Origin of the sequence: Streptomyces axinellae, assembly GCF_039532135.1 — a bacterium.
Taxonomy (GTDB): domain Bacteria; phylum Actinomycetota; class Actinomycetes; order Streptomycetales; family Streptomycetaceae; genus Streptomyces; species Streptomyces axinellae.
This window is the reverse complement of sequence record NZ_BAAARJ010000021.1, coordinates 74,688-96,051: the sequence shown is the minus strand read 5'-3', so window position 1 is coordinate 96,051 and position 21,364 is coordinate 74,688. Positions and strand designations below refer to the sequence as shown.

The window sequence follows — 21,364 nt, the reverse complement described above, 5'->3', positions numbered from 1 at the left end:
GCTGTTATAGCGGGTAACCGGCAACTGGCCTGGAAAGACGAGGATTCGGTTGAAAGTCGGGCGAGCACCTTCCTACATTCCTCGGCGGTGCACCGAGCACTACCCGGGACAGGCGGAAGCGAGTGCGGGCGCCGGACGCGCAAGCGCACTCATCCGCTCGGGGGAGCCGACGGGGGTTGGTTCCCGGGTTCGTGGAGAGGGATTCCTTTGTCCAAACGTCGTACAGCAGCGGTGCTCGCGGGTGCCGGTATCGCCGCCCCGTTCGCGCTGCTCGCCGCCACCGCTCCTACGGCCTCGGCGGCGCCGAACGACGGAGTGTGGGACCGCATCGCCCAGTGCGAGAGCGGTGGGAACTGGCAGATCAACACCAAGAACGGCTACTACGGCGGGCTCCAGTTCTCCGCCGGCACCTGGCGGGCACACGGTGGCGGGGCCTACGCGCCGACCGCCGACAAGGCCAGCAAGGCGCAGCAGATCGCCATCGCCACCAAGGTGCAGCGGGCGCAGGGCTGGGGGGCGTGGCCGAACTGTTCGGCCAAGGCCGGAGCTTCCGGTACCCCGCCGCAGAGCGAGGCGGCCCCCGCGCCGCAGCAGACACGGCCACAGCCGCAGGCCAAGCCGAAGTCCGCGCAGCCGCAGGGCGACGAGCGGAGCGCGGCACGCGCCAACCGGGGCGCGGTGCGCGGCTCGGGCAACTACGCCGTCAAGGCCGGTGACACGCTGGGCTCGATCGCGAAGGCGCACCACAAGAGCTGGCGCGCCCTCTACTCCGCGAACCAGGGGCTCATCGGGGGTGACCCGGACCTCATTCTGCCCGGCCAGCGGCTCCACGTCTGATCCGCGGCCCGGAAGACACCAGCGGCTCCGCCAGGTCACAGCGCCTGGCGGGGCCGCCGTCGTTCCTCACGCCGGAGGTGCACCAGAACGAACAGGCGGAGAGAATAATTCCCAATTGTCCATCACAATCGAGAAGCTGTTTGGGCACTCTTCTGAAATAAGATGTGCGGCCCAACCAACCCGCGCCCCGTTTCATCCGTCCAAGAGGATGACAGGCGGACAGAGGGGGACTGACCGCGAGGTTGCGTGGGACTCGGGGAATATGCACATTTCGTTCTTGCTCCACAATGGGTACGCCATCGGGGGAACGGTGCGGACAACCTATAACCTCGCCCGAAGCCTGGCGGAACACCACGATGTCGAGGTGGTGTCGGTGTTCCGCAACCGGGGCCGGCCGGTCTTCGATCCGGGGCCCGGGGTGAGACTCCGGCACCTCGTGGACGTCCGGGACGTTCAGGAGGCGCACGGCGAAGGCGGCGAGCACACCCGGCCCGCCGAGGTCTTCCCCACCGGCGACGGGAAGTATCCGATGTACAGCGCGCTGACCGACCGCCTCATCGGGGAGCACCTGGGCAGCACGGAGGCCGACATCGTCATCGGCACCCGTCCCGGCCTCAACACCCATATCGCGCGCCAGACCCGCCGCGGACCGGTGCGCATGGGCCAGGAGCACCTCACGCTCGCCACCCACCCCCGGCGGCTCAAACTCACGCTGCGCAGCGTCTATCCCCGCCTCGACGCGCTGACCACCGTCACCGAGGCCGATGCCGCCGACTACCGCGACAAGCTGCGGCTGCCGGGCGTACGGATAGCGGCCGTGCCCAACAGCGTGCCCGCACCCGGTCTCACCCCGTCCGACGTCAGCAGCAAATGGGTCGTCGCCGCCGGGCGGCTCGCCCCGGCCAAGCGCTACGACCTGCTCATCCGCTCCTTCGCCAAGGTGGTGGCCGAGCGCCCCGACTGGCGGCTGCGGATATACGGCAGCGGGCGGGAGCGGCCCGGACTGCGCGCCCTCATCGACGAACTCGGCCTCTACAACCACGTCTTCCTCATGGGGCCCACCCACCCCATCGAGCCCGAGTGGGCCAAGGGCTCCATCGCCGCCGTCACCTCCAGCCTGGAGTCCTTCGGCATGACCATCGTCGAGGCCATGCGCTGCGGGCTGCCCGTCGTGGCCACCGACTGCCCGCACGGGCCCGGCGAGATCATCCGCTCCGGTGTGGACGGCCGCCTGGTGCCCATGGGTGACGAGGACGCCGTCGCAGGGGCGCTGCTGGGCCTCATCAATGACGACGGGTTGCGCCGGCGCATGGGCCGGGCCGCGCTGGCCGACGCCGAGCGGTTCGACCCCGCACGAGTGGGCGCGCGCTTCGAATCCCTGGTGCGGGAGCTGACCGGGCTCGGCGCCCGCAGCCTGCACCACGCCCGCGGCTCGCTCCTCGGCGGCGCCTATGTTCTCAAGGACGCGCTCAGGAGCGTGGGTCACGGGGCGCTCCAGGCGGGACGTACAGCATGAGCGGCGGCACCACCGAGACGGTCCCCACTCCAGGGACCCCCGCAGGGCCCCTCGCCGGGCCGGAGAGCGCGCCCGGGGCGCGTACGACGACCGAAGAGAGCCGTACGACGACCGAAGAGGGCGGAATCGGGGGAGTGGGCGCAGCGAGCGGGGGCGGCGCCGCCCTTCCGGCCGCCCCCGGCGAACCCGTGCGCGGCAAGCAGGGGCAGCGCGGTCCCACCGCCGACTGCACGGCCGACATCGCGGGCGGCCTCACCTTCGACGTACGGCTGCCGACCGGAGCCGGCGATCAGGACCCCGGCCTGCTGCTGCGCCGCCGCCCCGGCCCCTCGGGGGAGACCGAGGAGGTGCGGCTGCCGCTGACGCCCGTGGTGAAGACGGCGGACGGGGCGGTCACGGCAGGCGGGCCGGGCGGGGGCGAAGTCGTCCTGCGTGCCGCGCTGCCCAGCACCGTGCGGCTCACCGAAGGCCGCTGGAACGTCTTCCTCGCGCTGGAGGGCCAGGCGCCCCGGCGGCTGTCGCCGGGTGTGAACGACCTGCGCTCCCTGGTCGACCGCACACCGCGCGAGGGCCGCACCTGGCTCGGGGTGCGCATCCCGTACGCCACCGAGCACGGCAACCTCACCGTCCGCGCCTGGCTGCGCTGGCCGCACGCCGAGGCCGGATCGCTGCGGGTCATGGACGGCGGAATGGTGCTACGCGGACGTCTGTACGGCGCCGGGATCACCCCGGCCGCGCGGCTGGAGGCGTGGCCGCGCAGGGGCGAGGGCCCTCCGGTCCTGGCCGCGGTCACCGCCGAGGGCGAGGACTTCACCGCCGCGCTGCCCTATCCGCCGCTGGCGGACCACCAGTTGTGGGACCTGTGGCTGCGGCCCGCCGCCGGAGCGGAGGCGGTGCGGGTCGCCCGCATCCTGGATGATGTCCCGGACAAGAAGCGGATCTTTACCTTCCCCGCCTGCTCCCTCACCCCGTCCCCGCCGGGAGCGGCGCCCACCGCGACGGAGGACGACGAGCAGTCCGAAACCCCAGGACCGCGCGGGGCGGTGACGGCGAAGCCGTACTACACGCTCAACAACGACCTCGCCGTCCGGATCGACCGGGGGCGCTGACCGCCGTTCGTGCCCTGCCGTTCGTGACCTGACCGTTCCCGACCTGCCGTCCGCGTCAGCCGGCCGCCGGACCGGCCGGACCGCCGCGTTGCGCGGGCAGCGTGGCGGCCTGCGGGCGGGACGCCGCCGACTCCTCCGCCGACGCCGAGGCGACCTCCGGATGGTGCAGGTCGAAGGCGGGGGACTCGGAGCGGATGCGCGGCATGGTCACGAAGTTGTGGCGCGGCGGCGGGGAGGAGGTCGCCCACTCCAGCGAGCGTCCGTAGCCCCACGGGTCGTCCTGCTCGACCCGTCTGCCGTACTTGTGGGTCTTCCACACGTTGTAGAGGAACGGCAGCGTGGACAGGCCCAGCAGGAAGGCGCCGAGGGAGGAGAGGGTGTTCAGCGCGGTGAACCCGTCCGCCGCCAGATAGTCCGCGTACCGCCGGGGCATGCCCTCCACGCCCAGCCAGTGCTGGACGAGGAAAGTGAGATGGAAGCCGGTGAACAGCGTCCAGAAGTGGATCTTCCCGAGCCGCTCGTCGAGCATCTTCCCGGTGAACTTGGGCCACCAGAAGTAGAAGCCGGCGAACGTCGCGAAGACGACGGTGCCGAAGACGACGTAGTGGAAGTGCGCCACCACGAAGTACGAGTCGGTCACCTGGAAGTCCAGTGGCGGCGAGGCGAGCAGCACGCCGGTCAGCCCGCCGAACAGGAAGCTGACCAGGAAGCCGACCGACCACAGCATGGGGGTCTCGAAGGAGACCGAGCCGTGCCACATCGTGCCGATCCAGTTGAAGAACTTCACGCCTGTGGGCACCGCGATCAGGAACGACATGAAGGCGAAGAACGGCAGCAGCACCGCTCCCGTGGCGAACATGTGGTGCGCCCACACCACCAGGGACAGCCCGGTGATGGCCATCGTCGCGCCGACGAGCATCACATAGCCGAAGACCGGCTTCCGGGAGAAGACGGGGATGATCTCGGTGATGATGCCGAAGAACGGCAGCGCGATGATGTAGACCTCCGGGTGCCCGAAGAACCAGAACAGGTGCTGCCACAGCAGCGCGCCCCCGTTCTCCGGTGCGAAGACCATCGCGCCGAACCTGCGGTCCGCCTCCAGGCACAGCAGCGCCGCCGCCAGCACGGGGAAGGCGACCAGGACGAGGATCGAGGTGAACAGGGTGTTCCAGGTGAAGACCGGCAGCCGGAACATCGTCATGCCCGGGGCGCGCATCCCGATGATGGTCGTCAGGAAGTTGACGGAGCCCAGGATCGTGCCGAACCCGGCCAGCGCCAGCCCCATGATCCACAAGTCCGCGCCCACGCCGGGCGAGTGCGTCAGCGAGTTGAGCGGCGCATAGGCGAACCAGCCGAAGGAGGCCGGGCCCGTCGGCACCAGCAAGGAGCCCAGCACGATCAGTCCGCCGAAGAGGAAGAGCCAGTACGAGAGCATGTTCAGCCGGGGGAAGGCCACATCGGGCGAGCCGATCTGCAACGGCATGATCTCGTTGGCGAAGCCCGCGAAGGTGGGCGTGGCGAAGAGCAGCAGCATGATCGTGCCGTGCATCGTGAACGCCTGGTTGAATTCCTCGTTCGTCATCAACTGAAGCCCCGGACGGGCCAGTTCGGCGCGCATCAGTAGCGCGAGCACCCCGCCGGCCAGGAAGAAGGCGAAGGAGGTGATGAGGTAGAGGTGGCCGATCTTCTTGTGGTCGGTGGTGGTCAGCCAGTCCACCACCAGCGCCCCGGGCCGGCGCACCCGTGGGGCGGAGCCGCCTTCCTCCGCCGTGGCCTCGGTGGTGTCCGTCGCCATGCTGCCCCCTCGCTTCCGTTCATACGGCGGTGCGTCCGGGCGCGTGCGTCAGGCAGTGCCTGCCGTCCGGGCACAGGCCATGATGCGGCAGGGCACGGGTGGGCGCGAGGGTGCGAACCGATGACTTTCGGCCCTCCGGCGCGCGGGAGGGCGCGCACACACGGCCTCCCGCGCCGCGGCCGGCCACCGGGCAGGCGGCATACACGGAAGGGGAATTGGGCCGCGGCCAACGGTTCTTCAGAATCTCTTCCGACAGTCTTAAGGTGCCCTTGGCGCGCTGTTCCGGAATTCATGTATCGGGTAGTAGTTCCGCTCTTTACGGAACGCAATCCGAAATCCGGAGCCCATGGAATTACCGCCGGGGAACAGCCACGTACGAGTGACGGCTGCAACGCCGGATCGTGCACTGAGCGTTGTGACACAAGCGTGACTCGGCCGCAGAGAGGGCAAGACTTCCGGGTGTCACGCCCTGGCGCCTACGGTGGCCGCATGGCACCCGAAACACCGGATTCCCAGCTGTCCGACGACGACCCCGAGACCTATGTGGGCATGAGCGCCCAGGACGCCGAGCGGCGGGCCAGGGAGCGGGGCTGGACCACCGTGCGTCAACTGGCGCCGGACGCGATCATCACGATGGAGTTCGTCTCCGGGCGGCTCAACCTCGCGGTCCGGGGCGAGCAGGTGGTGCGCTGCTGGAAGGGCTGAGCAGGCCGGGCCGGACGGGCGGGGAAGGGCTGTGCGTACCGGCTTCCTCGCCCGGCCGCCCGCACGGCCGGTGCCGGGCCCCGGGGCCCGAGCCGGCGGGCGACGCTCAAGACGGTGGACGCCCAAGGCGGGCCGCTCATGAGGGCGGGCGTCAAAGGCAGCGGGCGCTGAAAGGGCCGGAGGTCCCGGGCGACAGGGGCTCAACGCGGCGGATCTTGCGGTCAGTAGCGCCGCGAGGAGGCCAAGGAGCCGCCCGTGGAGGATGCGGAGCTCCCGCGTCCGCGCCCGGCGCCCGCCCCCACAGCATCCGCGGCACGCGCCTCCTCGGCGCTTCGCGGCACCGTGGTCGTACGCGCACCCGCGGCGGTCTCCTGCGCCGGGACGGTGCGGGGGGTGACCAGCGCCTGCCGCGCCCGCACGGGCTGTACCGGCGCCTGCTTGGGGGCCAGCGGCCAGCCCGAGGTGAGGAACCGTTCACGCAGTGCGAAGATCACCGCCTCCGTACGCGCGATGGCCGGCTCGCACCAGGGCAGTCCCAGCAGGATCAGCAGCCCGGCGGCCCAGCCCAGCAGCACATCGCTGACCCAGTGCGTACCGAGGTAGACGGTGGTGGCGCCCACCCCGAGCGAGAAGACGGCGCCGACGACGGACAGCCACCGCCGGGCGAGCGGCGTCGTGGCCAGATAAGCGAGGATGCCCCAGGTCACCACGCCGTTGGCGGTGTGACCGGAGGGGAATATATCGCCGCCGGCGAAGAGTTCGGCCGAACCGATGGAGGTCGCGTAGTGCGGCCCGAGGCGCCCCAGGCCGATCTTGACAGCCCCGACCGTCAGGTTGAGCAGCAGCAGCGAGAAGCCCAGCGCGAGCAGCGGACGCAGCGTGCGCTGCCGCCAGGAGCGCCAGCCCAGCCAGGCGGCCACCAGCACGGCCGTCGGCCCCCGTTGTCCCAGCACCACGAAGGCGTCCAGGAACCCGTGGATCTCGGGCCACTGCTTGTACGGGCGGAAGAGCATGACCTGCCAGTCGAGCTGGACGAGCCAGGTCGAGCCCAGTACCGCGACCACGATGGCCACGTAGAAGGCGACCGTGGTACTGAACAGACCCAGCCGGATCCGGCTCATCCGCGGGGCCGGGCCGCAGGGGCGGTGAGGCTCCTGCTCCAGCCGGGAGAAGATTCGGTCGGTACGCACCCAATCGAGATTACCGCGCGTGAAGAGTGCCTTCGCCGATGGCGGGCTCTTCGTGATGCCGATGTGATGTGGAAAAGCGCCCCGCACACACTTAGGCGATGTTTATGTCGGTCGATTCGGCGGCTTCTTCATTGCCGGGAAGCGACGGCGAAGCGACTTCGGTCACACGGCCGTTGCGGAGAAATTCCGAATTTCCCTCGCCGGCCTGGTGTTTTCAACCGGCAACTGCTCACGGCGGCCCCGAACCGTGCAGCCACCACGCGCCGTACACGGCCGACAGCGCCGCGAGCCCACTCAGCGCCAGCGCCGCCCGCGGGGGCCGCCACCGCGCCAGCGCCACGGCGGGCGGCAGGAGCAGGGGGAAGGCGGGCATCAACAGCCGTGGTTTGGAACCGAAGTAGCCCTTGGCGCCCAGTGCGAGCACCAGCACGAGGCCCGCGTACACCAGCAGCGCCACCGGCTGCCGCTGCCGTACGCACAGCACGTACAGCCAGACCACCAGCGCCACTCCGGCGAGCAGGCCGAGACCGCCGATGACCGATCCGGTCAGGTTTTTTCCGATGAATCCCAGAAACGCCCAGCCACCGTCGAAGCCGTTCCCCCACTGCCCCTGGATGTCCAGATATCCGGTGACACTGCCGGTCCGCACTCCCACCCATACGAAGTACCCGAACCAGCCCAGCGGTGCCAGCACCAGCCCCAGCACCATGCGTGCCGTCGGGCGGCGCCGCTCGCGCCACAGTCCGGCCAGCGCCGTGATCCACACCGCGGCCACCACGGCGGCGCCCACCGGACGGGTCAGCCCCGCCAGCGCCGCCAGTGCCCCGGCCCACACCCAGCGTCCGGTCAGCACCGAGTACAGCGACCAGGCGGCCAGCGCCGTGAACAGCGACTCGCTGTAGGCCATCGACTGCACGACCCCGACCGGCACCGCCGCCCACAGCACGGCCAGACAGATGCCCGCGGGCCGCCCGTACAGCCGCTCCCCGGTCAGGTAGAGCGCCCAGGCGGCGGCCAGCGAGGAGACCCAGCTCACCAGCATCCCGGCGTCGGCAGGGGCGATCGGCGAAATCTGCGCGAACAGCCGCTCCAGCGCGGGGAGCAGTGGAAAGAACGCCAGGTCCGAATGGACCCCGCCGCCCGGCAGCCGGACCTCGTAGCCGTACCAGCCCTCGGCGACCCGCGTGTACCAGAGGGAATCCCAGCGCCGCGTCAGCACATGACGCGCGCTCTGGCCCGAGTCCGTGCCCCAGACCGCCAGCAGCAGCAGGCCCAGCAGCCGCACCCCCGCGTACGCCAGCAGCGCGGGCGCGGCACGGCGCGCGGCGCCCGCGCGGGGGCCGGTATCGGCGGAGGGGGAGCCGGGGGTGGCGAGGTCGGTCATCCGCAGATTATTGGCCACCGCGTCCCGTCTCCGGGGACCGGGGCGAACCGGAGGCCGGTGCGGGTGTCCGGCTACGGTCATGACCCCATGCTGCCGGGGCAGCGGAGACCCCGGGCCCCCGTCCGCTGGACGGGGCCACGATCGACGCGCGCGGCGGCTCGCGTACGCTGACGGCCACTCGCCCCTCTGCAACGGGCCGAAGCCGACCGGCCGCCGCGATGTCGCCGGCGACCGTCGCCACACTCCCCGAACGGCCCGCGGGTGCGAGAGCAAGAGGAGGTGCGTACATGAGCGGGACGACCACGGCCGCGTCCGGAGAAGCGGCGGACTTTCCCGGTCAGGGCGCCGCTCCGCGCCACACGGACGGGAGCGCCAACCGCTGGATCGTGCTCGTCGTCCTCTGCGCGAGCCTGCTCCTGGTGGCCGTCGATGCCACCGTGCTGCACGTCGCCGTGCCCGCCGTGTCCGAGGATCTGCGGCCCGGCTCGGCCCAGCTGCTGTGGATCGTCGATGCCTATCCGCTGATGTGCGCCTCGCTGCTCATCCTCTTCGGCACCCTCGGCGACCGGCTGGGCCGCCGCCGGGTGCTCCTGTTCGGGTACGCGCTGTTCGCCGTCGCCTCGGGTGTGGCCGCCTACGCGCAATCCCCCGGCGTGCTGATCGGAGCCCGTGCGTTGCTCGGGGTGGGCGGCGCCATGATCATGCCGGCGACGCTGTCGATACTGCGGGAGGTCTTTCCCGACCGCCGCGAGCGCGCGCTGGCCGTCGGCATCTGGAGCGCGGTGGCGGCGGTCGGTGCCGCCGTCGGCCCGCTGGTCGGCGGACTGCTGCTGGAGCACTTCTGGTGGGGCTCGGTCTTCCTGATCAACATTCCGCTGATGGCCGCCAGCCTGCCGCTGGGCCGCTGGCTGCTGCCCGAATCCGTCAGCGGCGGCGAGGGACCCTGGGACGCGCTCGGCGCGGTCCTGGCCGCCGCCGGACTGTGCGGGGTGATCTTCGGGGTCAAGCGCGCGGGCGCCGGCGAGTTGTACGCGGTTGCCACCTGGCTGCCACTGCTGGCCGGTGCCGCCCTGCTGGCGGTGTTCGTACGCCGCCAGCGCAGGCGCCCCCACCCGCTGATCGACTTCGGCACCCTGACCCGCGCCGCCTTCGGCACCTCCGTCGGCTGCATCGTGCTGACGGTGCTGGCGCTGGTCGGTCTCGCGCTGATGGCCGCCCAGTACCTCCAGCTCGTGCTGGGGCTCTCCCCGCTCCAGACCGGGCTGCGGCTGCTTCCGCTGTCCGTCGCCGCCATCGCCGCCGGGCTCGCCGGCTCCCGGCTGCTGGCCCTGCTGGGCCCGCGCACGATGGTGGCGCTCGGTTTCGTCGTCACGGCCGTCGCGGTGCTGAGCCTGACGGGGGTGGGCCAGCAGGACCGGCCGGGCCTGCTCATCGGCGGCTTCGTGCTGCTGGGCTTCGGCCTGGAGACCACCTTGTTCGGCTGCTACGAGTCGATGCTCAGCGAGGCGCCCCCCGAGCAGTCGGGCGGGGCCGCGGCCGTCGGCGAGACCGCCTACCAACTGGGCGCGGGCATGGGCATCGCCCTGCTCGGCAGCGTCATGAACGCTGCCTACGCGCCGGGCGTGCGCGCCACCGCCGGACACTCCGGGGTGCCCGCGTCGGCGAGCGCCGACGCGGGCAACTCACTGGGTGAGGCGTACGAGGTCGCGGCCCATCTGGACGGACCGGCCGGGCACGCGCTGCGCGTCGCTGCCCGCGCCTCCTTCGTCTCGGGGCTGCATGTGACGCTGCTGGTCAGCGCGGGCTTGCTGCTGCTCGGAGCGGTGGCGGCGCTGCGGTTGCCGCGCCGTGTGGAAGGCAGCCGTCCGCCCGGCGGCGAAGAGTGCTCCGGCGGGCCCGCGGAGCAGGGCGGGGACGCGGGGAGCCTCTTGTCGCGAGGCATTACCCAGTCGTAGCGTCAGGCGCGTATCCGTGATCGTTCCACTGCGGGAGGCGCCTGTCATGAGCCCGATGTCAGCGAAGTCAGCGTCGGCGAAGCCGGCGTTCGACGCGCACGACCCGCTGGGGATCGACGACCTGCTCGGCGACGAGGACCGCGCCGTGCGCGAGACCATGCGCTCCTGGGCCGCCGACCGCGTCCTGCCACACATCGCCGACTGGTACGAGCGCGGCGAACTGCCCGGTATCCGTGAGCTGGCCCGCGAGCTGGGCGGTCTCGGCGCGCTGGGCATGTCGCTCACCGGCTACGGCTGCGCTGGCGCCGGGGCCGTGCAGTACGGGCTGGTCTGTCTGGAGTTGGAGGCCGCCGACTCGGGCATCCGCTCGCTGGTCTCGGTGCAGGGCTCGTTGGCGATGTACGCCATCCACCGCTTCGGCAGCGAGGAGCAGAAGAACACCTGGCTGCCCCGGATGGCCGCCGGCGAGGTCATCGGCTGCTTCGGCCTGACGGAGCCGGACCACGGCTCGGACCCCGGCGGCATGCGCACCTACGCCAAACGCGACGGCTCCGACTGGGTGCTGACGGGCCGCAAGATGTGGATCACCAATGGCTCGGTCGCGGGGGTGGCCGTGGTGTGGGCCCGTACCGACGAGGGCATCCGCGGCTTCGTCGTGCCCACCGACAGCCCCGGTTTCTCGGCGCCGGAGATGCGGCACAAGTGGTCACTGCGCGCCTCGGTCACCAGCGAGCTGGTCCTGGACGGGGTGCGGCTGCCGGCCGACGCGGCGCTGCCGGAGGCCGTGGGGCTGGGCGGCCCGCTCAGCTGTCTGAGCCACGCCCGCTACGGCATCGTGTGGGGCGCGATGGGCGCCGCCCGCTCCTGCTTCGAGTCCGCGCTCGGCTACGCGAAGGAGCGCGAGCAGTTCGGCAAGCCGCTGGCGGGCTTCCAGCTCACCCAGGCCAAGCTCGCGGACATGGCCGTCGAGCTGCACAAGGGCATCTTGCTGGCCCACCATCTGGGGACCCGGATGGATGCCGGGCGGCTGCGGCCCGAGCAGGTCAGCTTCGGGAAGCTCAACAACACCCGCGAGGCGATCGAGATCTGCCGCACGGCCCGCACGATCCTGGGCGCCAACGGGATCTCGCTCGAATACCCCGTGATGCGGCACGCGACCAATCTGGAGTCCGTGCTCACCTACGAGGGCACGGTCGAGATGCACCAACTGGTGCTCGGCAAGGCCCTGACGGGCCAGGACGCCTTCCGGGGCTAGACCGTCCCCGCTCTTCCGGCGCCACCCCCGCTCTTCCGGCGGCCGTCCCCGGCCCTCCGGCCCCGGGGCCCTTCCCCGGCGCCTGCGGCTCGGCTGCCGGCCGCCCGGAGCAGCGGAGGGTGTGGGGCGCGGCGCCCCACACCCTCGCGCTAGCTCTGGTTGAAGAAGCCGCCCGGATCGCGGCGGTCCTCGTTGCTGACGATCTTGTAGTCGTTGGGAGTGAGCAGGAAGACGCGGGTGGCCACTCGCTCGATAGATCCCCGCAGTCCGAAGGTCAGCCCCGCGGCGAAGTCCACGACGCGCTTGGCGTCGGCGGACTCCATCGCCGTGAGGTTGACGATGACCGGGACGCCGTCCCGGAACAGCTCACCGATGCCCCGTGCGTCCCGGAAGCCGTCCGGGGTGACCGTCGCGATCTTGGTGCCCTGATCCTGTGCCGTCTCCGCCGTGACGCGGACTCTGGGGTCCGTCACCCAGGGCTCACGGGCGGCGTCTGCGGGCTCCGGCCTCTCGGACGGCCCGTCTTCCGGCCCGTCGTAGTCGTAGTAACGCATCTCGCTGTCGTCGACGAGGCCCAGCCAGGCACTCGCCTTGCGCACCGATCCCATGGACGCCTCCTCTCCTTCACGCGGGTCCCACTTGTTCTCAGCTCTCCGCCGCGGGTCCGCAATCCCTATGGTCGTCCATGATGCTGATGATGCGCCAAGCGGATACCCATCCCGCACGGTATTCGTGACGGTTCTGGTGCAGAACATGTGGCGCTCGATCAGGGATCTTGCCCTGTACGGCTGGTGACGGTGTGCGAGATAAGCCGTATTGCCCTGTTCCCGCCGGATGGGTGGCCGTCGGAGACATCCGAGTGAGGGAACCCCTTATGCCGTACACCCGCCCGTTGGGAGCATTTCGGGCACCTGTGAGTTGACCTGTATGACTTCCGGCACACGGGAGGTGAACGGGCCGGGGAGCTTCCGGGACGGTTCTGGGGAGGATGACGCCGGGGCCGCCGGGGCGCAAGACATGGCTGGGGCAACTGTGGCCTCTACGGCGGGAACTGGACCCAAGGAGTCCGAAAGAGGACCTTGCGAGTCCGGAAATTCGCTGCGAATACTCCATCCAGCGTTTGTCAGGAGCACGCTTGTATTTCCCTGATCGGGAGGAAAAGTGATGTTCAAGCGCACTACGGTCAGCCACAGCTCGGCACGCCGCAGACGTAACCGGCTGCTCGCTGTCGCCTCCGGCATGGCGGCAGCCGGGGCGCTCATCGTGCCCGCGACGGCGTCCGCCGAAGCTCCGTCCCCCCACACCTACACCGCGAGCCAGCTCGGCGACGCGAGCGACGCCGTGCGCTCGGCCGACGTGGCAGGCACGGCCTGGCACATCGACAAGAAGAGCAACAAGCTCGTCGTGACCGCTGACAGCACGGTCTCGAAGGCCGAACTGGCCCGTATCCAGGGCGCCGCGGGCAGCAACGCGGGGGCGCTGAAGGTCGAGCGCACCAAGGGCACGTTCAAGAAGCTGCTGTCCGGCGGCGACGCGATCTACGCGCAGGCCGGCTGGCGCTGCTCGGTCGGCTTCAACGTCCGCAGCGGCAGCACCTACTACTACCTGACCGCCGGGCACTGCACCGACGGCGCGGGCAACTGGTACACCAACTCCGGGCTCAGCACCCTCATCGGCCCCACGGCCGGCTCCAGCTTCCCCGGTAACGACTACGGCTTGGTGCGCTACAGCAACTCCGCCATCCCCCACCCCGGTACCGTCGGCAACGTCGAGATCACCGGCGCGGGCAACGCCACCGTCGGTCAGACGGTGACCCGCCGCGGCAGCACGACCGGTACCCACAGCGGGCAGGTCACCGGGCTCAACGCCACCGTCAACTACGGCAACGGAGACATCGTCAGCGGGTTGATCCGCACCACCGTCTGCGCCGAGCCCGGCGACAGCGGCGGCCCCCTCTACTCGGGCAGCACCGCACTGGGTCTGACCTCGGGCGGCAGCGGCAACTGCTCCAGCGGCGGCACCACCTTCTTCCAGCCGGTCACCGAAGCGCTCAGCGCCTATAACGTCAGCATCTACTGACACAGCCGCACGGCTCGGCATCACCTGCCATTCCTTACCCGCGCGCGCCTCACGGCGTGCGCGGGCAAGCGCGTGAGCGGCCTGCGCCTGACCGGCCCGCGCGCCCGCCCGTGGAGACCTTCGCGGCGGGCGGCGCGGGGCCGGGCGTATGCGCGTCGCATGCGCGGGAGCGTGCGGCGAAGGCCGGGGCTTCTGGTGCATCGCCCGATCTGCCCGCCGGAATCCGGCCGCTGAGGGGCGATTACCGGACATGGGGAACGCTCACAGTGGGAACATGCGGCGTTGCCCCGCGTGGCCGTACGGTGCGACGACGTGCGAGAGGACGGGACCTTCGGCCCCTTGACTCCGCTACCGAACTACCGGTCGGTTGACGCGATATGAGTCTTGTGAGGCGGGCGAAACGCTCGCAATACTCTGCGGCGAGTTGGCATGGACGCGACTTCTTCATGGGTAAGAGGCCCGTGTCCGTACTTCCTCCCGGACCGCCCCACCCTCGGGCGGCCCAACCCCCCACTGGAGGTTCTCAGTTGTCACACCGTCGGATATCCAAGCGACGCATCGTCATCGCGGGTGCCGGAATCGCCGCACTCGCCGCCGGCACGCTCACGGTGACCACCGCGAACGCCGCTCCTGACGCCCCCACCGTCAAGAGCCTGTCGCAGACCTCGGCTTCGAAGCTCGCCTCGAAGCTCACCTCGGACATCAAGGGCGACGCCGGCGCCTACTACGACGCCAAGGCCAAGAAGCTCGTCGTCAACGTCACCGACAGCGACGCCGAGCAGAAGGTCGAGGCCGCCGGCGCCGAGGCCAGAATCGTCAAGCACACGCTGGCCCAGCTGGACTCGGTCAAGGACACCCTGACCGGGAAGAGCGTCCCGGGCACCGCCCGCGCCGTCGATGTCAAGACCAACAAGGTCGTCATCACCGCTGACAAGACGGTCAAGGGCGAGAAGCTGTCCCAGCTCAAGCAGCAGGTCAAGGAGCAGGGCGGCAAGGCGGAGCTGAAGCGCACCAACGGCAAGTTCACCACGAAGATCGCCGGCGGCGACGCCATCTGGGGTGACGGAGGCCGCTGCTCGCTCGGCTTCAATGTCACCGTGGGCGGCAAGCCGGGCTTCCTGACGGCAGGTCACTGCACCACGGCGATCTCCTCGTGGTCCGACAGCCAGGGCGGCCAGCCCATCGCCGAGAGCGGTGACGGCAAGTTCCCCGGCAACGACTACGGCATCGCCATGTACACCGGCGACACCGACCACCCCAGCGAGGTCAACCTCTACGACGGCGGCTCGCAGGCCATCTCCGGCGCCGCCGAAGCCGAGGTCGGCCAGAAGGTCACCCGCAGCGGCAGCACCACCAAGGTGCACGACGGCACGGTCAAGGCCCTGGACGCCTCCGTCACCTACGCGGAGGGCACCGTTGACGGGCTGATCCAGACCGACGTCTGCGCCGAGCCGGGCGACAGCGGCGGCTCGCTCTTCGCCGGCGACAAGGCGCTGGGCCTCACCTCCGGCGGCAGCGGCGACTGCTCCTCGGGCGGTGAGACCTACTTCCAGCCGGTACCCGCCGCACTCGACGCGCTGGGCGCCGAGATCGGCTGAGTACGCGCCGGCCGAGGCCACGCCGAGGCCGGACCGAGGCCCTCAGCGGGTACGCCGTGAGGCGCACCCCGCAGCCCCCCACAGCGGAACCCCCGGACACTGTCCGGGGGTTCCGTGGTGGTGCGCGGTTCCGCTTGCGGCGCGCGGCTCCGGGTCGCGGTTCGTGGCCCGCCGCGGGAGGAGCCGGGCCGGTTCAGCTCTTCTCGGCCGCCACCAGCTCCGCGATCTGTACGGCGTTCAAGGCCGCGCCCTTGCGGAGGTTGTCGTTCGACAGGAACAGTGACAGGCCGTTCTCCACCGTCTCGTCGCCGCGGATCCGGCCGACATAGCTGGAGTCCTTGCCCGCGGCCTGAAGCGGGGTGGGGATCTCCGAGAGCGCGACACCCGGCGCCGAGGCCAGCAGTCGGGCCGCCCGCTCCGGGTCGAGGGGGCGCGCGAAGCGGGCGTTGATCTGGAGCGAGTGACCGGTGAAGACGGGCACGCGGACGCAGGTGCCGGAGACCTTCAGCTCGGGGATGTCCAGGATCTTGCGGCTCTCGTTGCGGAGCTTCTGCTCCTCGTCCGTCTCGGCCAGCCCGTCCTCGACGATCGAGCCGGCCAGCGGCAGCACGTTGAAGGCGATCGGCCGCTTGAACTTGTCGGGCGCCGGGAAGTCCACGGCCTCACCGTCGAAGGTCAGCCGCGTCGCGTCGCTCTCGACCGCCTTGCGCGCCTGGCCGTCCAGCTCGGCGACGCCCGCCAGGCCGCTGCCGGAGACCGCCTGGTACGTGGAGACGACCAGCGCCACCAGCCCCGCTTCCTCGTGCAGCGGGCGCAGCACCGGCATGGCCGCCATGGTGGTGCAGTTGGGGTTGGCGATGATGCCCTTGGGGCGCCGGAGGGCGGCCTCGGGGTTCACCTCGGAGACCACGAGCGGCACGTCGGGGTCCATGCGCCAGGCCGAGGAGTTGTCGATGACGACGGGGCCCTGGGCCGCGACGTTCTCCGCGATCGCCTTCGAGGTCGCGCCGCCGGCGGAGAACAGGACGATGTCCAGGCCCGAGTAGTCGGCCGTCGCCGCGTCCTCGACCGTGACCTCCCCGCCCTTCCACGGGAGGGCCCGGCCGGCCGAGCGCGCCGAGGCGAACAGCCGCAGCTCCTCGACCGGGAAATCCCGCTCGGCCAAGATCTCGCGCATCACGCTGCCGACCTGGCCCGTGGCTCCGACGATCCCGATCTTCATGGGGCTCCTTCTGCTGTTCGCGTTCCGCTGATCGCGCGGCCCGGCCCTCGCCGGCCGCCCTGGTCTGGGCTGTCTGGGCTTGTCCCGTCCTCGCCCCTACCCTGCCCGCACGGGGGTACGGGGCACCAATCGTTTGATCTGGGTCACAGCCTCGGTCACGGCTTCGGAGGCCGTGCGGTGGGGTCCTCTTGGGCGCGTGGCGCACGCAGACCGGCTGTCAGCCCCCGCAGACAGCGTACGGCGAGCGCCGCCGGACCCCGCTCGGGGTCGTCGGGGGTCACCTCGTCCGCGGCCCAGGTCTCCATCGCGACCCGCATCGCTGTGTTGGCCGCCGCTGCCATCAGCCGCAGATCGAGGGGGTCGGTGCCCTCGCGCGCCAGCCGCGTCAGCACCGGAACCAGCGCCTCCTCGGTCTCCGCGTGCACCCGCAGCCACACCGACCGCAGCGCGGGATCGCCCGGCACGGTGCGCAGCAGGCCCCGCGTACTGAGAAGGGCCTCGGCCCGGGCCGCCGCGTGCGGGCCGCCCGGGGTGAGCGCCGCGCGGACGGTCCGCTCCAGTGCCGTCTCGACCGCCAGCCCGCCGGGCGCCGCCGCCAGCTCGGCGAGCCACTGGCGCACTCCGCCGGTCAGCAGCGGGGCGACGGCCTCCTCCTTGGTGCGGAAGTAGCGGTAGAAGGTGCGCAGGGAGACCCCGGCCGCCTGGGCGATGCCCTCGGCGGTGACGCCTGCGGCACCGCGCTCGGAGAACAGTTCGGCGGCGTGCCGGGCGATCTCCCGCTCGGTCTCCGCTTTCCGGCGCTCGGTGAGGGAGGGCCGGGATGACGGTTGGACGGGGGGTGAAAGGGGCGGGGAAGCGGGGGGCCGGGGCGCTGCGGACATGGGTGAAGGGTACGCCGGGGCGGTGCGAGATGGGCATGCTGCGTCTACATGGCACGTTGTGCCAGCTGGACGTATGGTGACGGTCGGCGGGCCAAAGCGGCCCGATCCGGTCACCGCGGAAACGGAGCACCCGTCATGAGCCACCACTCCGAAACCCAGCCTGCCGAGCGGCGCCACCCCCAGGCACACCACTCCGGGGCACACCACTTCGAGCCGTACCGCTTCAAGGGGCGCAAGGTCCTCATCACCGGGGGCGGCTCCGGCATCGGGCAGGCCACCGTGGCGCGCGTCCTGGCCGAGGGCGGCACCGTCGTGGCCGCCGACATCGCCGAGGCCGGGCTGGAGGAGACCCGCGCGCGGGCGGCCGAGGCGGGCACCGCGGAGCGGCTGTCCACGGTCACCCTCGACATCTCCGACGAGGAGTCCGTACGGGAATCCGTCGGCGGAGCCCTTGAACGGCTCGGCGGCCTGGACGTCCTGGTCAACGCCGCCGGAATCCTGGACTCCCGGCACACCGAGACGATGACCCTGGAGTTCTGGAACCGGATCATCGGCGTCAACCTCACCGGCACCTTCCTGGTGACCCGGCAGGCGCTGCCCGCGCTGCTGGCCACCGGCAAGGGAGTCATCGTCAACTTCAGCTCGACCTCGGCGAGCTTCGCGCACCCCTACATGGCCGCCTACGCCGCGACCAAGGGCGGTATCCAGTCCTTCACCCACGCCATCGCCGCCGAGTACGGAAAGCGGGGGCTGCGCGCGGTGTGTGTCGCGCCCGGCTCCATAGATTCCGGGATGACCCGTGACCCCGGGCTGCCGGAGGACGCCGACCTCGGCCTGCTCCGGAAGCTGACCCCCGCCCTCGGCAAGGGCTTCGCCGGTCCGGAGACCGTCGCCGGCGCGATCGCGATGCTCGCCTCCGACGACGGAGCCTTCATCACCGGCACCGAACTGCGCATCGACGGCGGCACCCACATGTGAGAGGCGCCCCTGTGCGAGGGCGCCCCTGTGCGAGGGGCCGTCCGGGGTAGGGGAGTTGTAGCGTGCCGGCCATGACCAGCGACGCACTTCCGTACACCGTCCGCGCCGCACGGCCCGAGGACTATGACACCCTCGTCGCCGTCGTGGACGAGTGGTGGGGCCGCCCCGCCTCCCGCGATCTGACCAGGGTCTTCCTGGACCACTTCCACGCGACCAGCCTTGTGGCGCAGGAGCCGGACGGAAGCCCGGCGGGCTTCGTCATCGGCTTCCTCTCGCCCTCGAACCCGGCCTGCGCCTATATCCACTTCGCCGGCGTCGCCCCGGGCAGGCGCAGGGCGGGCCTGGCCCGCGACCTGTATGAGCGCTTCTTCGCGCGGGCCCGCGCGGAGGGCCGCACGGTCGTCAAGGCCATCACCTCGCCGGTCAACACCCGCTCCATCGCCTTCCACACGGCCCTCGGCTTCACCGCCTCGGACCCGCTCCCGGACTACGACGGTCCCGGACTGGACCGGGTGACCTTCCGCATGGAGCTTTAGCCGTACGGTCCTGAGAACTCCCAGCAAAACGATCTTTCAGGTGGCTGGACCACTCCGGGGCTGATGTTCCGGGGGCGGGGCGGCCGAAACCGGGGGCGGCTTGCGAGAACCGGCTGGCTAATATGGCGCGATGCGCGTATTGATCACTGGGGCCACCGGTTATGTCGGGCAGTCGGTCGCGACCGCTCTGGCTGCCGAGGGGCACCACGTCTCGGCGCTGACGCGGGATCCTGACTCGGGCAGGGCGAGGACGCTGGCGGGCTCCGGGGTCCGACTGGTGCAAGGGAGCCTCACGGACCGAGCGGTGATCGCCGAGACGCTCACGGAGACGGACGCGGTGGTCCACACCGCGTACGATCCCGCCGACCAAGTGGGTGGCGAGCGGGCGCTGTTCGCCGCTCTTGCCGAGGCCGACCGTCGCCCGCATGTGGTGTACACCAGCGGCTGCTCGGTCTACGGCGAGCATGCCCACGCGAGGCTGACGTCCGCGACTCCCGTGGACGGCGGCAGCGTCCGCGCCGGCCTGGAAGCCGGGCTCCGGGACACAGGGGTGCCGCATACGGTGCTGCGGCCCGGGATGGTGCACGGCGGCGACGCGCGGAGTTCGATCGTCGGCGCATGGTTCCGCGACGCCTTGACCACCGGACCGGTGCACCGCGGCCGACGGGACAAGGTGTGGTCCTGGATCCATGTCGATGACCTGGCCCGCGCGTACGCGGCGGTGCTGCGGGCGCCGGAAGACCACCGGGACCGTGTGTACTTGCTGGCCGACTCCCAGCCGGCGTCCGCGTCGGCGGTCGTGGAAGCCGCCGCCCGGGCCGCGGGCAGTACGGCCCCCGTCACCTTGCGGCCGATCGAGGACGAAAATCCCCTGTACCGGGTCTTCGACCGTGACGAGGTCGTCGACTCCTCACCGGCCAGGGCGGAGCTGGGCTGGGCGCCCCGGGAGAGCGGCGTCATCGAGGCACTGCCCGCCTCGTTCGCAGCGTGGCGGACGGTCGGCGCCCCTTGGATCTCCTCACCTCACGCAATGCCTTCGGACGCCGCCGGCGGATGAGTCGCGCGTCCGAGGGTGGGGAAGGCTTCGCGGATGTCGCCGCGTAGCCGGGCGGCGCCCGCGGCAGGGTGAAGCCGTTCGGCTCTTCGCGGACCGCGGAGAGCCGAACGAGAGACCCTGGGTGGCGCGACCCTCGTCCACTGGACGGAGTCGCGTCTCGTCAGGGTGTCAACGCGCGATGGGGTCCTGCGGCGGGGTGGCCGCGACGGGTGTCAGCCGTGGCCGTTTGGCGGTGCGGCCGTCGCCGGAAGAGCGTCCGCGCAGGCGGCGCAGGACCCAGGGGCCGAGGAAGGTGGTGGCCCAGTGCAGTTCCACCCCGAGAGCTTGCCACGGCTTCGGCGCGGGCAGCACGGGGAGCGGGAGGGCCCAGGAGCCGTCGGCGCCGGGGAGCCGGAGCGCCTGGGCGAAGGCCGCGGCGGAGCGGTCGTGCCCGAGCGGTGAGAGATGCAGCCGATCCGCGCTCCACAGGCGTGGATCGACGGTGACGGGGTGGGAGGCGGTGTCCACGACGGTGACGCCGTGCCGTGCGGCGGCGTCGCGGATACGTGCGTTGAGGTCGCGGGCGCGGGAGGCGATCGGGCGGGCGAGGGGCGCGATCTTCCCGATGTCGGGGAAGGTGAGCGTGATCACATGCGTCCCGGTGGTGGTGAGCGCTGCGAACGTCGCCTCCAGGTGACCTGCGACCTGGTCCGCGTCGTACCGGGGCCGCAGGAAGTCGTTGACCCCCGCTACCACGGTGGCCAGATCGGGGCGCAGGGCGAGCGCCGCCGGTAGTTGCACGGTGCGGACGTGTTCGGTGCCACATCCTCGTACCGCCAGGTTGGCGTAGCGCAGCTCAGGGGATGTGGCCGCGAGACGGTCGGCGAACCGGTCGGCCACGCCGCGGTATCCGGACTCCTCGTCGCCGTCGCCGATACCTTCGGTCGTGCTGTCGCCCAGCGCGACGTAGCGCAGATACCGAGGGCTCCGGCCGCCCTCGTCCTGGCCTTGGTGCTCGGCGTGCGGCACGGTCACGGTCGGCCTCCTCGTACGCGGAACTCGGCGCCCCTGCGCGGGAACTCATGGCCCGCTACCGGACCTTAAGCGGGAGCCGTGTCGGCTGTCGACGGATCGCGGCCCCGGCTCGCTCTTCAGCTCGCGTGGGCGGCAGGGTTCCGTCCCCGTCCGCTCCGTCCGCCCTCCGTCCGGTCCGCTTCCGCCCGTCCGTCTGCGTGCTGCCGCTGACCTGCGGGATCTCCTCCGGTCCTTCGTTCGAATAATCGTTCGA

The 21,364-nt window shown here is 71.2% G+C and carries 18 protein-coding genes; 11 read left to right on the top strand and 7 right to left on the bottom strand.

Annotation, left to right across the window (positions count from 1 at the left end; genetic code table 11):
* Nucleotides 1-207: 207 nt before the first annotated feature.
* The 3 genes from ABD339_RS27510 to ABD339_RS27500 all read left to right on the top strand — a co-directional run bounded on the left by ABD339_RS27510 (nucleotide 208) and on the right by ABD339_RS27500 (nucleotide 3,462).
* Nucleotides 208-837 carry a transglycosylase family protein gene (locus ABD339_RS27510; protein ID WP_344569728.1) on the top strand — a complete coding sequence of 210 codons (630 nt, stop codon included), beginning with the start codon at nucleotides 208-210 and terminating at the stop codon, nucleotides 835-837.
* Nucleotides 838-1,099: 262 nt separating this feature from the next.
* Nucleotides 1,100-2,353 (top strand): glycosyltransferase family 4 protein, encoded by a 1,254-nt coding sequence (locus tag ABD339_RS27505; RefSeq protein ID WP_344569727.1) that lies wholly within the window; start codon nucleotides 1,100-1,102, stop codon nucleotides 2,351-2,353.
* Complete coding sequence (locus ABD339_RS27500) at nucleotides 2,350-3,462, top strand: hypothetical protein (protein WP_344569725.1); 1,113 nt, start codon at nucleotides 2,350-2,352, stop codon at nucleotides 3,460-3,462. The genes ABD339_RS27505 and ABD339_RS27500 overlap by 4 nt, the downstream gene beginning before the upstream one ends.
* 55 nt (nucleotides 3,463-3,517) lie before the next feature.
* Here the strand turns inward: ABD339_RS27500 and ctaD are convergent, their stop codons facing one another.
* A complete protein-coding gene (gene ctaD / locus ABD339_RS27495) occupies nucleotides 3,518-5,257 on the bottom strand; it encodes an aa3-type cytochrome oxidase subunit I (protein ID WP_344569723.1) in 1,740 nt (579 codons plus the stop codon).
* A gap of 489 nt (nucleotides 5,258-5,746) precedes the next feature.
* On the opposite strand from ctaD, the gene ABD339_RS27490 reads away from it, so the two are divergent.
* Nucleotides 5,747-5,962, top strand: a complete 216-nt coding sequence (locus ABD339_RS27490; protein WP_344569721.1) for an I78 family peptidase inhibitor — start codon at nucleotides 5,747-5,749, stop codon at nucleotides 5,960-5,962.
* 221 nt (nucleotides 5,963-6,183) lie between these two features.
* Here the strand turns inward: ABD339_RS27490 and ABD339_RS27485 are convergent, their stop codons facing one another.
* Both ABD339_RS27485 and ABD339_RS27480 read right to left on the bottom strand, forming a co-directional pair.
* Complete coding sequence (locus ABD339_RS27485; protein WP_344569719.1) at nucleotides 6,184-7,152, bottom strand: phosphatase PAP2 family protein; 969 nt, start codon at nucleotides 7,150-7,152, stop codon at nucleotides 6,184-6,186.
* A gap of 229 nt (nucleotides 7,153-7,381) precedes the next feature.
* Nucleotides 7,382-8,536: a glycosyltransferase family 39 protein gene (locus ABD339_RS27480; protein WP_344569717.1), complete on the bottom strand. Its 1,155-nt coding sequence runs from the start codon at nucleotides 8,534-8,536 to the stop codon at nucleotides 7,382-7,384.
* 287 nt (nucleotides 8,537-8,823) lie between these two features.
* Between ABD339_RS27480 and ABD339_RS27475 the strand changes: the two genes are divergently transcribed.
* Together ABD339_RS27475 and ABD339_RS27470 are read left to right on the top strand one after the other, a co-directional pair.
* Nucleotides 8,824-10,491, top strand: a complete 1,668-nt coding sequence (locus ABD339_RS27475; protein WP_344569715.1) for an MFS transporter — start codon at nucleotides 8,824-8,826, stop codon at nucleotides 10,489-10,491.
* A 55-nt stretch (nucleotides 10,492-10,546) separates the two neighbouring features.
* Nucleotides 10,547-11,746 (top strand): acyl-CoA dehydrogenase family protein, encoded by a 1,200-nt coding sequence (locus ABD339_RS27470; RefSeq protein ID WP_344569713.1) that lies wholly within the window; start codon nucleotides 10,547-10,549, stop codon nucleotides 11,744-11,746.
* A gap of 149 nt (nucleotides 11,747-11,895) precedes the next feature.
* Here the strand turns inward: ABD339_RS27470 and ABD339_RS27465 are convergent, their stop codons facing one another.
* Complete coding sequence (locus tag ABD339_RS27465; RefSeq protein ID WP_344569711.1) at nucleotides 11,896-12,354, bottom strand: cell division protein SepF; 459 nt, start codon at nucleotides 12,352-12,354, stop codon at nucleotides 11,896-11,898.
* 553 nt (nucleotides 12,355-12,907) lie between these two features.
* Between ABD339_RS27465 and ABD339_RS27460 the strand changes: the two genes are divergently transcribed.
* Both ABD339_RS27460 and ABD339_RS27455 read left to right on the top strand, forming a co-directional pair.
* Complete coding sequence (locus tag ABD339_RS27460; protein WP_344569709.1) at nucleotides 12,908-13,825, top strand: S1 family peptidase; 918 nt, start codon at nucleotides 12,908-12,910, stop codon at nucleotides 13,823-13,825.
* A 527-nt stretch (nucleotides 13,826-14,352) separates the two neighbouring features.
* Nucleotides 14,353-15,423, top strand: a complete 1,071-nt coding sequence (locus ABD339_RS27455) for a S1 family peptidase (RefSeq protein WP_344569707.1) — start codon at nucleotides 14,353-14,355, stop codon at nucleotides 15,421-15,423.
* A gap of 193 nt (nucleotides 15,424-15,616) precedes the next feature.
* Here ABD339_RS27455 and ABD339_RS27450 read toward each other — a convergent pair whose 3' ends face one another.
* The gene (locus ABD339_RS27450) at nucleotides 15,617-16,645 is read right to left on the bottom strand and encodes an aspartate-semialdehyde dehydrogenase (protein WP_344569705.1); all 1,029 of its coding nucleotides are present in this window, start codon (nucleotides 16,643-16,645) and stop codon (nucleotides 15,617-15,619) included.
* A 155-nt stretch (nucleotides 16,646-16,800) separates the two neighbouring features.
* Nucleotides 16,801-17,526 (bottom strand): TetR family transcriptional regulator, encoded by a 726-nt coding sequence (locus tag ABD339_RS27445; protein WP_344569704.1) that lies wholly within the window; start codon nucleotides 17,524-17,526, stop codon nucleotides 16,801-16,803.
* Between the two features lie 135 nt (nucleotides 17,527-17,661).
* On the opposite strand from ABD339_RS27445, the gene ABD339_RS27440 reads away from it, so the two are divergent.
* From ABD339_RS27440 to ABD339_RS27430, 3 genes are all read left to right on the top strand, one after another.
* The gene (locus tag ABD339_RS27440) at nucleotides 17,662-18,504 is read left to right on the top strand and encodes an SDR family NAD(P)-dependent oxidoreductase (protein WP_344569702.1); all 843 of its coding nucleotides are present in this window, start codon (nucleotides 17,662-17,664) and stop codon (nucleotides 18,502-18,504) included.
* A 71-nt stretch (nucleotides 18,505-18,575) separates the two neighbouring features.
* The gene (locus tag ABD339_RS27435) at nucleotides 18,576-19,040 is read left to right on the top strand and encodes a GNAT family N-acetyltransferase (protein WP_344569698.1); all 465 of its coding nucleotides are present in this window, start codon (nucleotides 18,576-18,578) and stop codon (nucleotides 19,038-19,040) included.
* A 130-nt stretch (nucleotides 19,041-19,170) separates the two neighbouring features.
* Entirely contained in the window at nucleotides 19,171-20,097 is a 927-nt protein-coding gene (locus ABD339_RS27430) for an NAD-dependent epimerase/dehydratase family protein (protein WP_344569696.1), read from the top strand.
* Between the two features lie 168 nt (nucleotides 20,098-20,265).
* Here the strand turns inward: ABD339_RS27430 and ABD339_RS27425 are convergent, their stop codons facing one another.
* On the bottom strand, nucleotides 20,266-21,111 hold the full coding sequence (locus ABD339_RS27425) for an SGNH/GDSL hydrolase family protein (RefSeq protein WP_344569694.1): 846 nt from the start codon (nucleotides 21,109-21,111) through the stop codon (nucleotides 20,266-20,268).
* Nucleotides 21,112-21,364: the final 253 nt, after the last annotated feature.

Bases quoted from the DNA above. Each gene is read 5' to 3' on its own strand.
- ABD339_RS27505 (WP_344569727.1), top strand. From the start codon at position 1,100: ATGCACATTTCGTTCTTGCTCCACAATGGGTACGCCATCGGGGGAACG.
- ABD339_RS27500 (WP_344569725.1), top strand. From the start codon at position 2,350: ATGAGCGGCGGCACCACCGAGACGGTCCCCACTCCAGGGACCCCCGCA.
- ctaD (WP_344569723.1), bottom strand. From the start codon at position 5,257: ATGGCGACGGACACCACCGAGGCCACGGCGGAGGAAGGCGGCTCCGCC.
- ABD339_RS27490 (WP_344569721.1), top strand. From the start codon at position 5,747: ATGGCACCCGAAACACCGGATTCCCAGCTGTCCGACGACGACCCCGAG.
- ABD339_RS27480 (WP_344569717.1), bottom strand. From the start codon at position 8,536: ATGACCGACCTCGCCACCCCCGGCTCCCCCTCCGCCGATACCGGCCCC.
- ABD339_RS27475 (WP_344569715.1), top strand. From the start codon at position 8,824: ATGAGCGGGACGACCACGGCCGCGTCCGGAGAAGCGGCGGACTTTCCC.
- ABD339_RS27470 (WP_344569713.1), top strand. From the start codon at position 10,547: ATGTCAGCGAAGTCAGCGTCGGCGAAGCCGGCGTTCGACGCGCACGAC.
- ABD339_RS27465 (WP_344569711.1), bottom strand. From the start codon at position 12,354: ATGGGATCGGTGCGCAAGGCGAGTGCCTGGCTGGGCCTCGTCGACGAC.
- ABD339_RS27450 (WP_344569705.1), bottom strand. From the start codon at position 16,645: ATGAAGATCGGGATCGTCGGAGCCACGGGCCAGGTCGGCAGCGTGATG.
- ABD339_RS27445 (WP_344569704.1), bottom strand. From the start codon at position 17,526: ATGTCCGCAGCGCCCCGGCCCCCCGCTTCCCCGCCCCTTTCACCCCCC.
- ABD339_RS27440 (WP_344569702.1), top strand. From the start codon at position 17,662: ATGAGCCACCACTCCGAAACCCAGCCTGCCGAGCGGCGCCACCCCCAG.
- ABD339_RS27435 (WP_344569698.1), top strand. From the start codon at position 18,576: ATGACCAGCGACGCACTTCCGTACACCGTCCGCGCCGCACGGCCCGAG.
- ABD339_RS27430 (WP_344569696.1), top strand. From the start codon at position 19,171: ATGCGCGTATTGATCACTGGGGCCACCGGTTATGTCGGGCAGTCGGTC.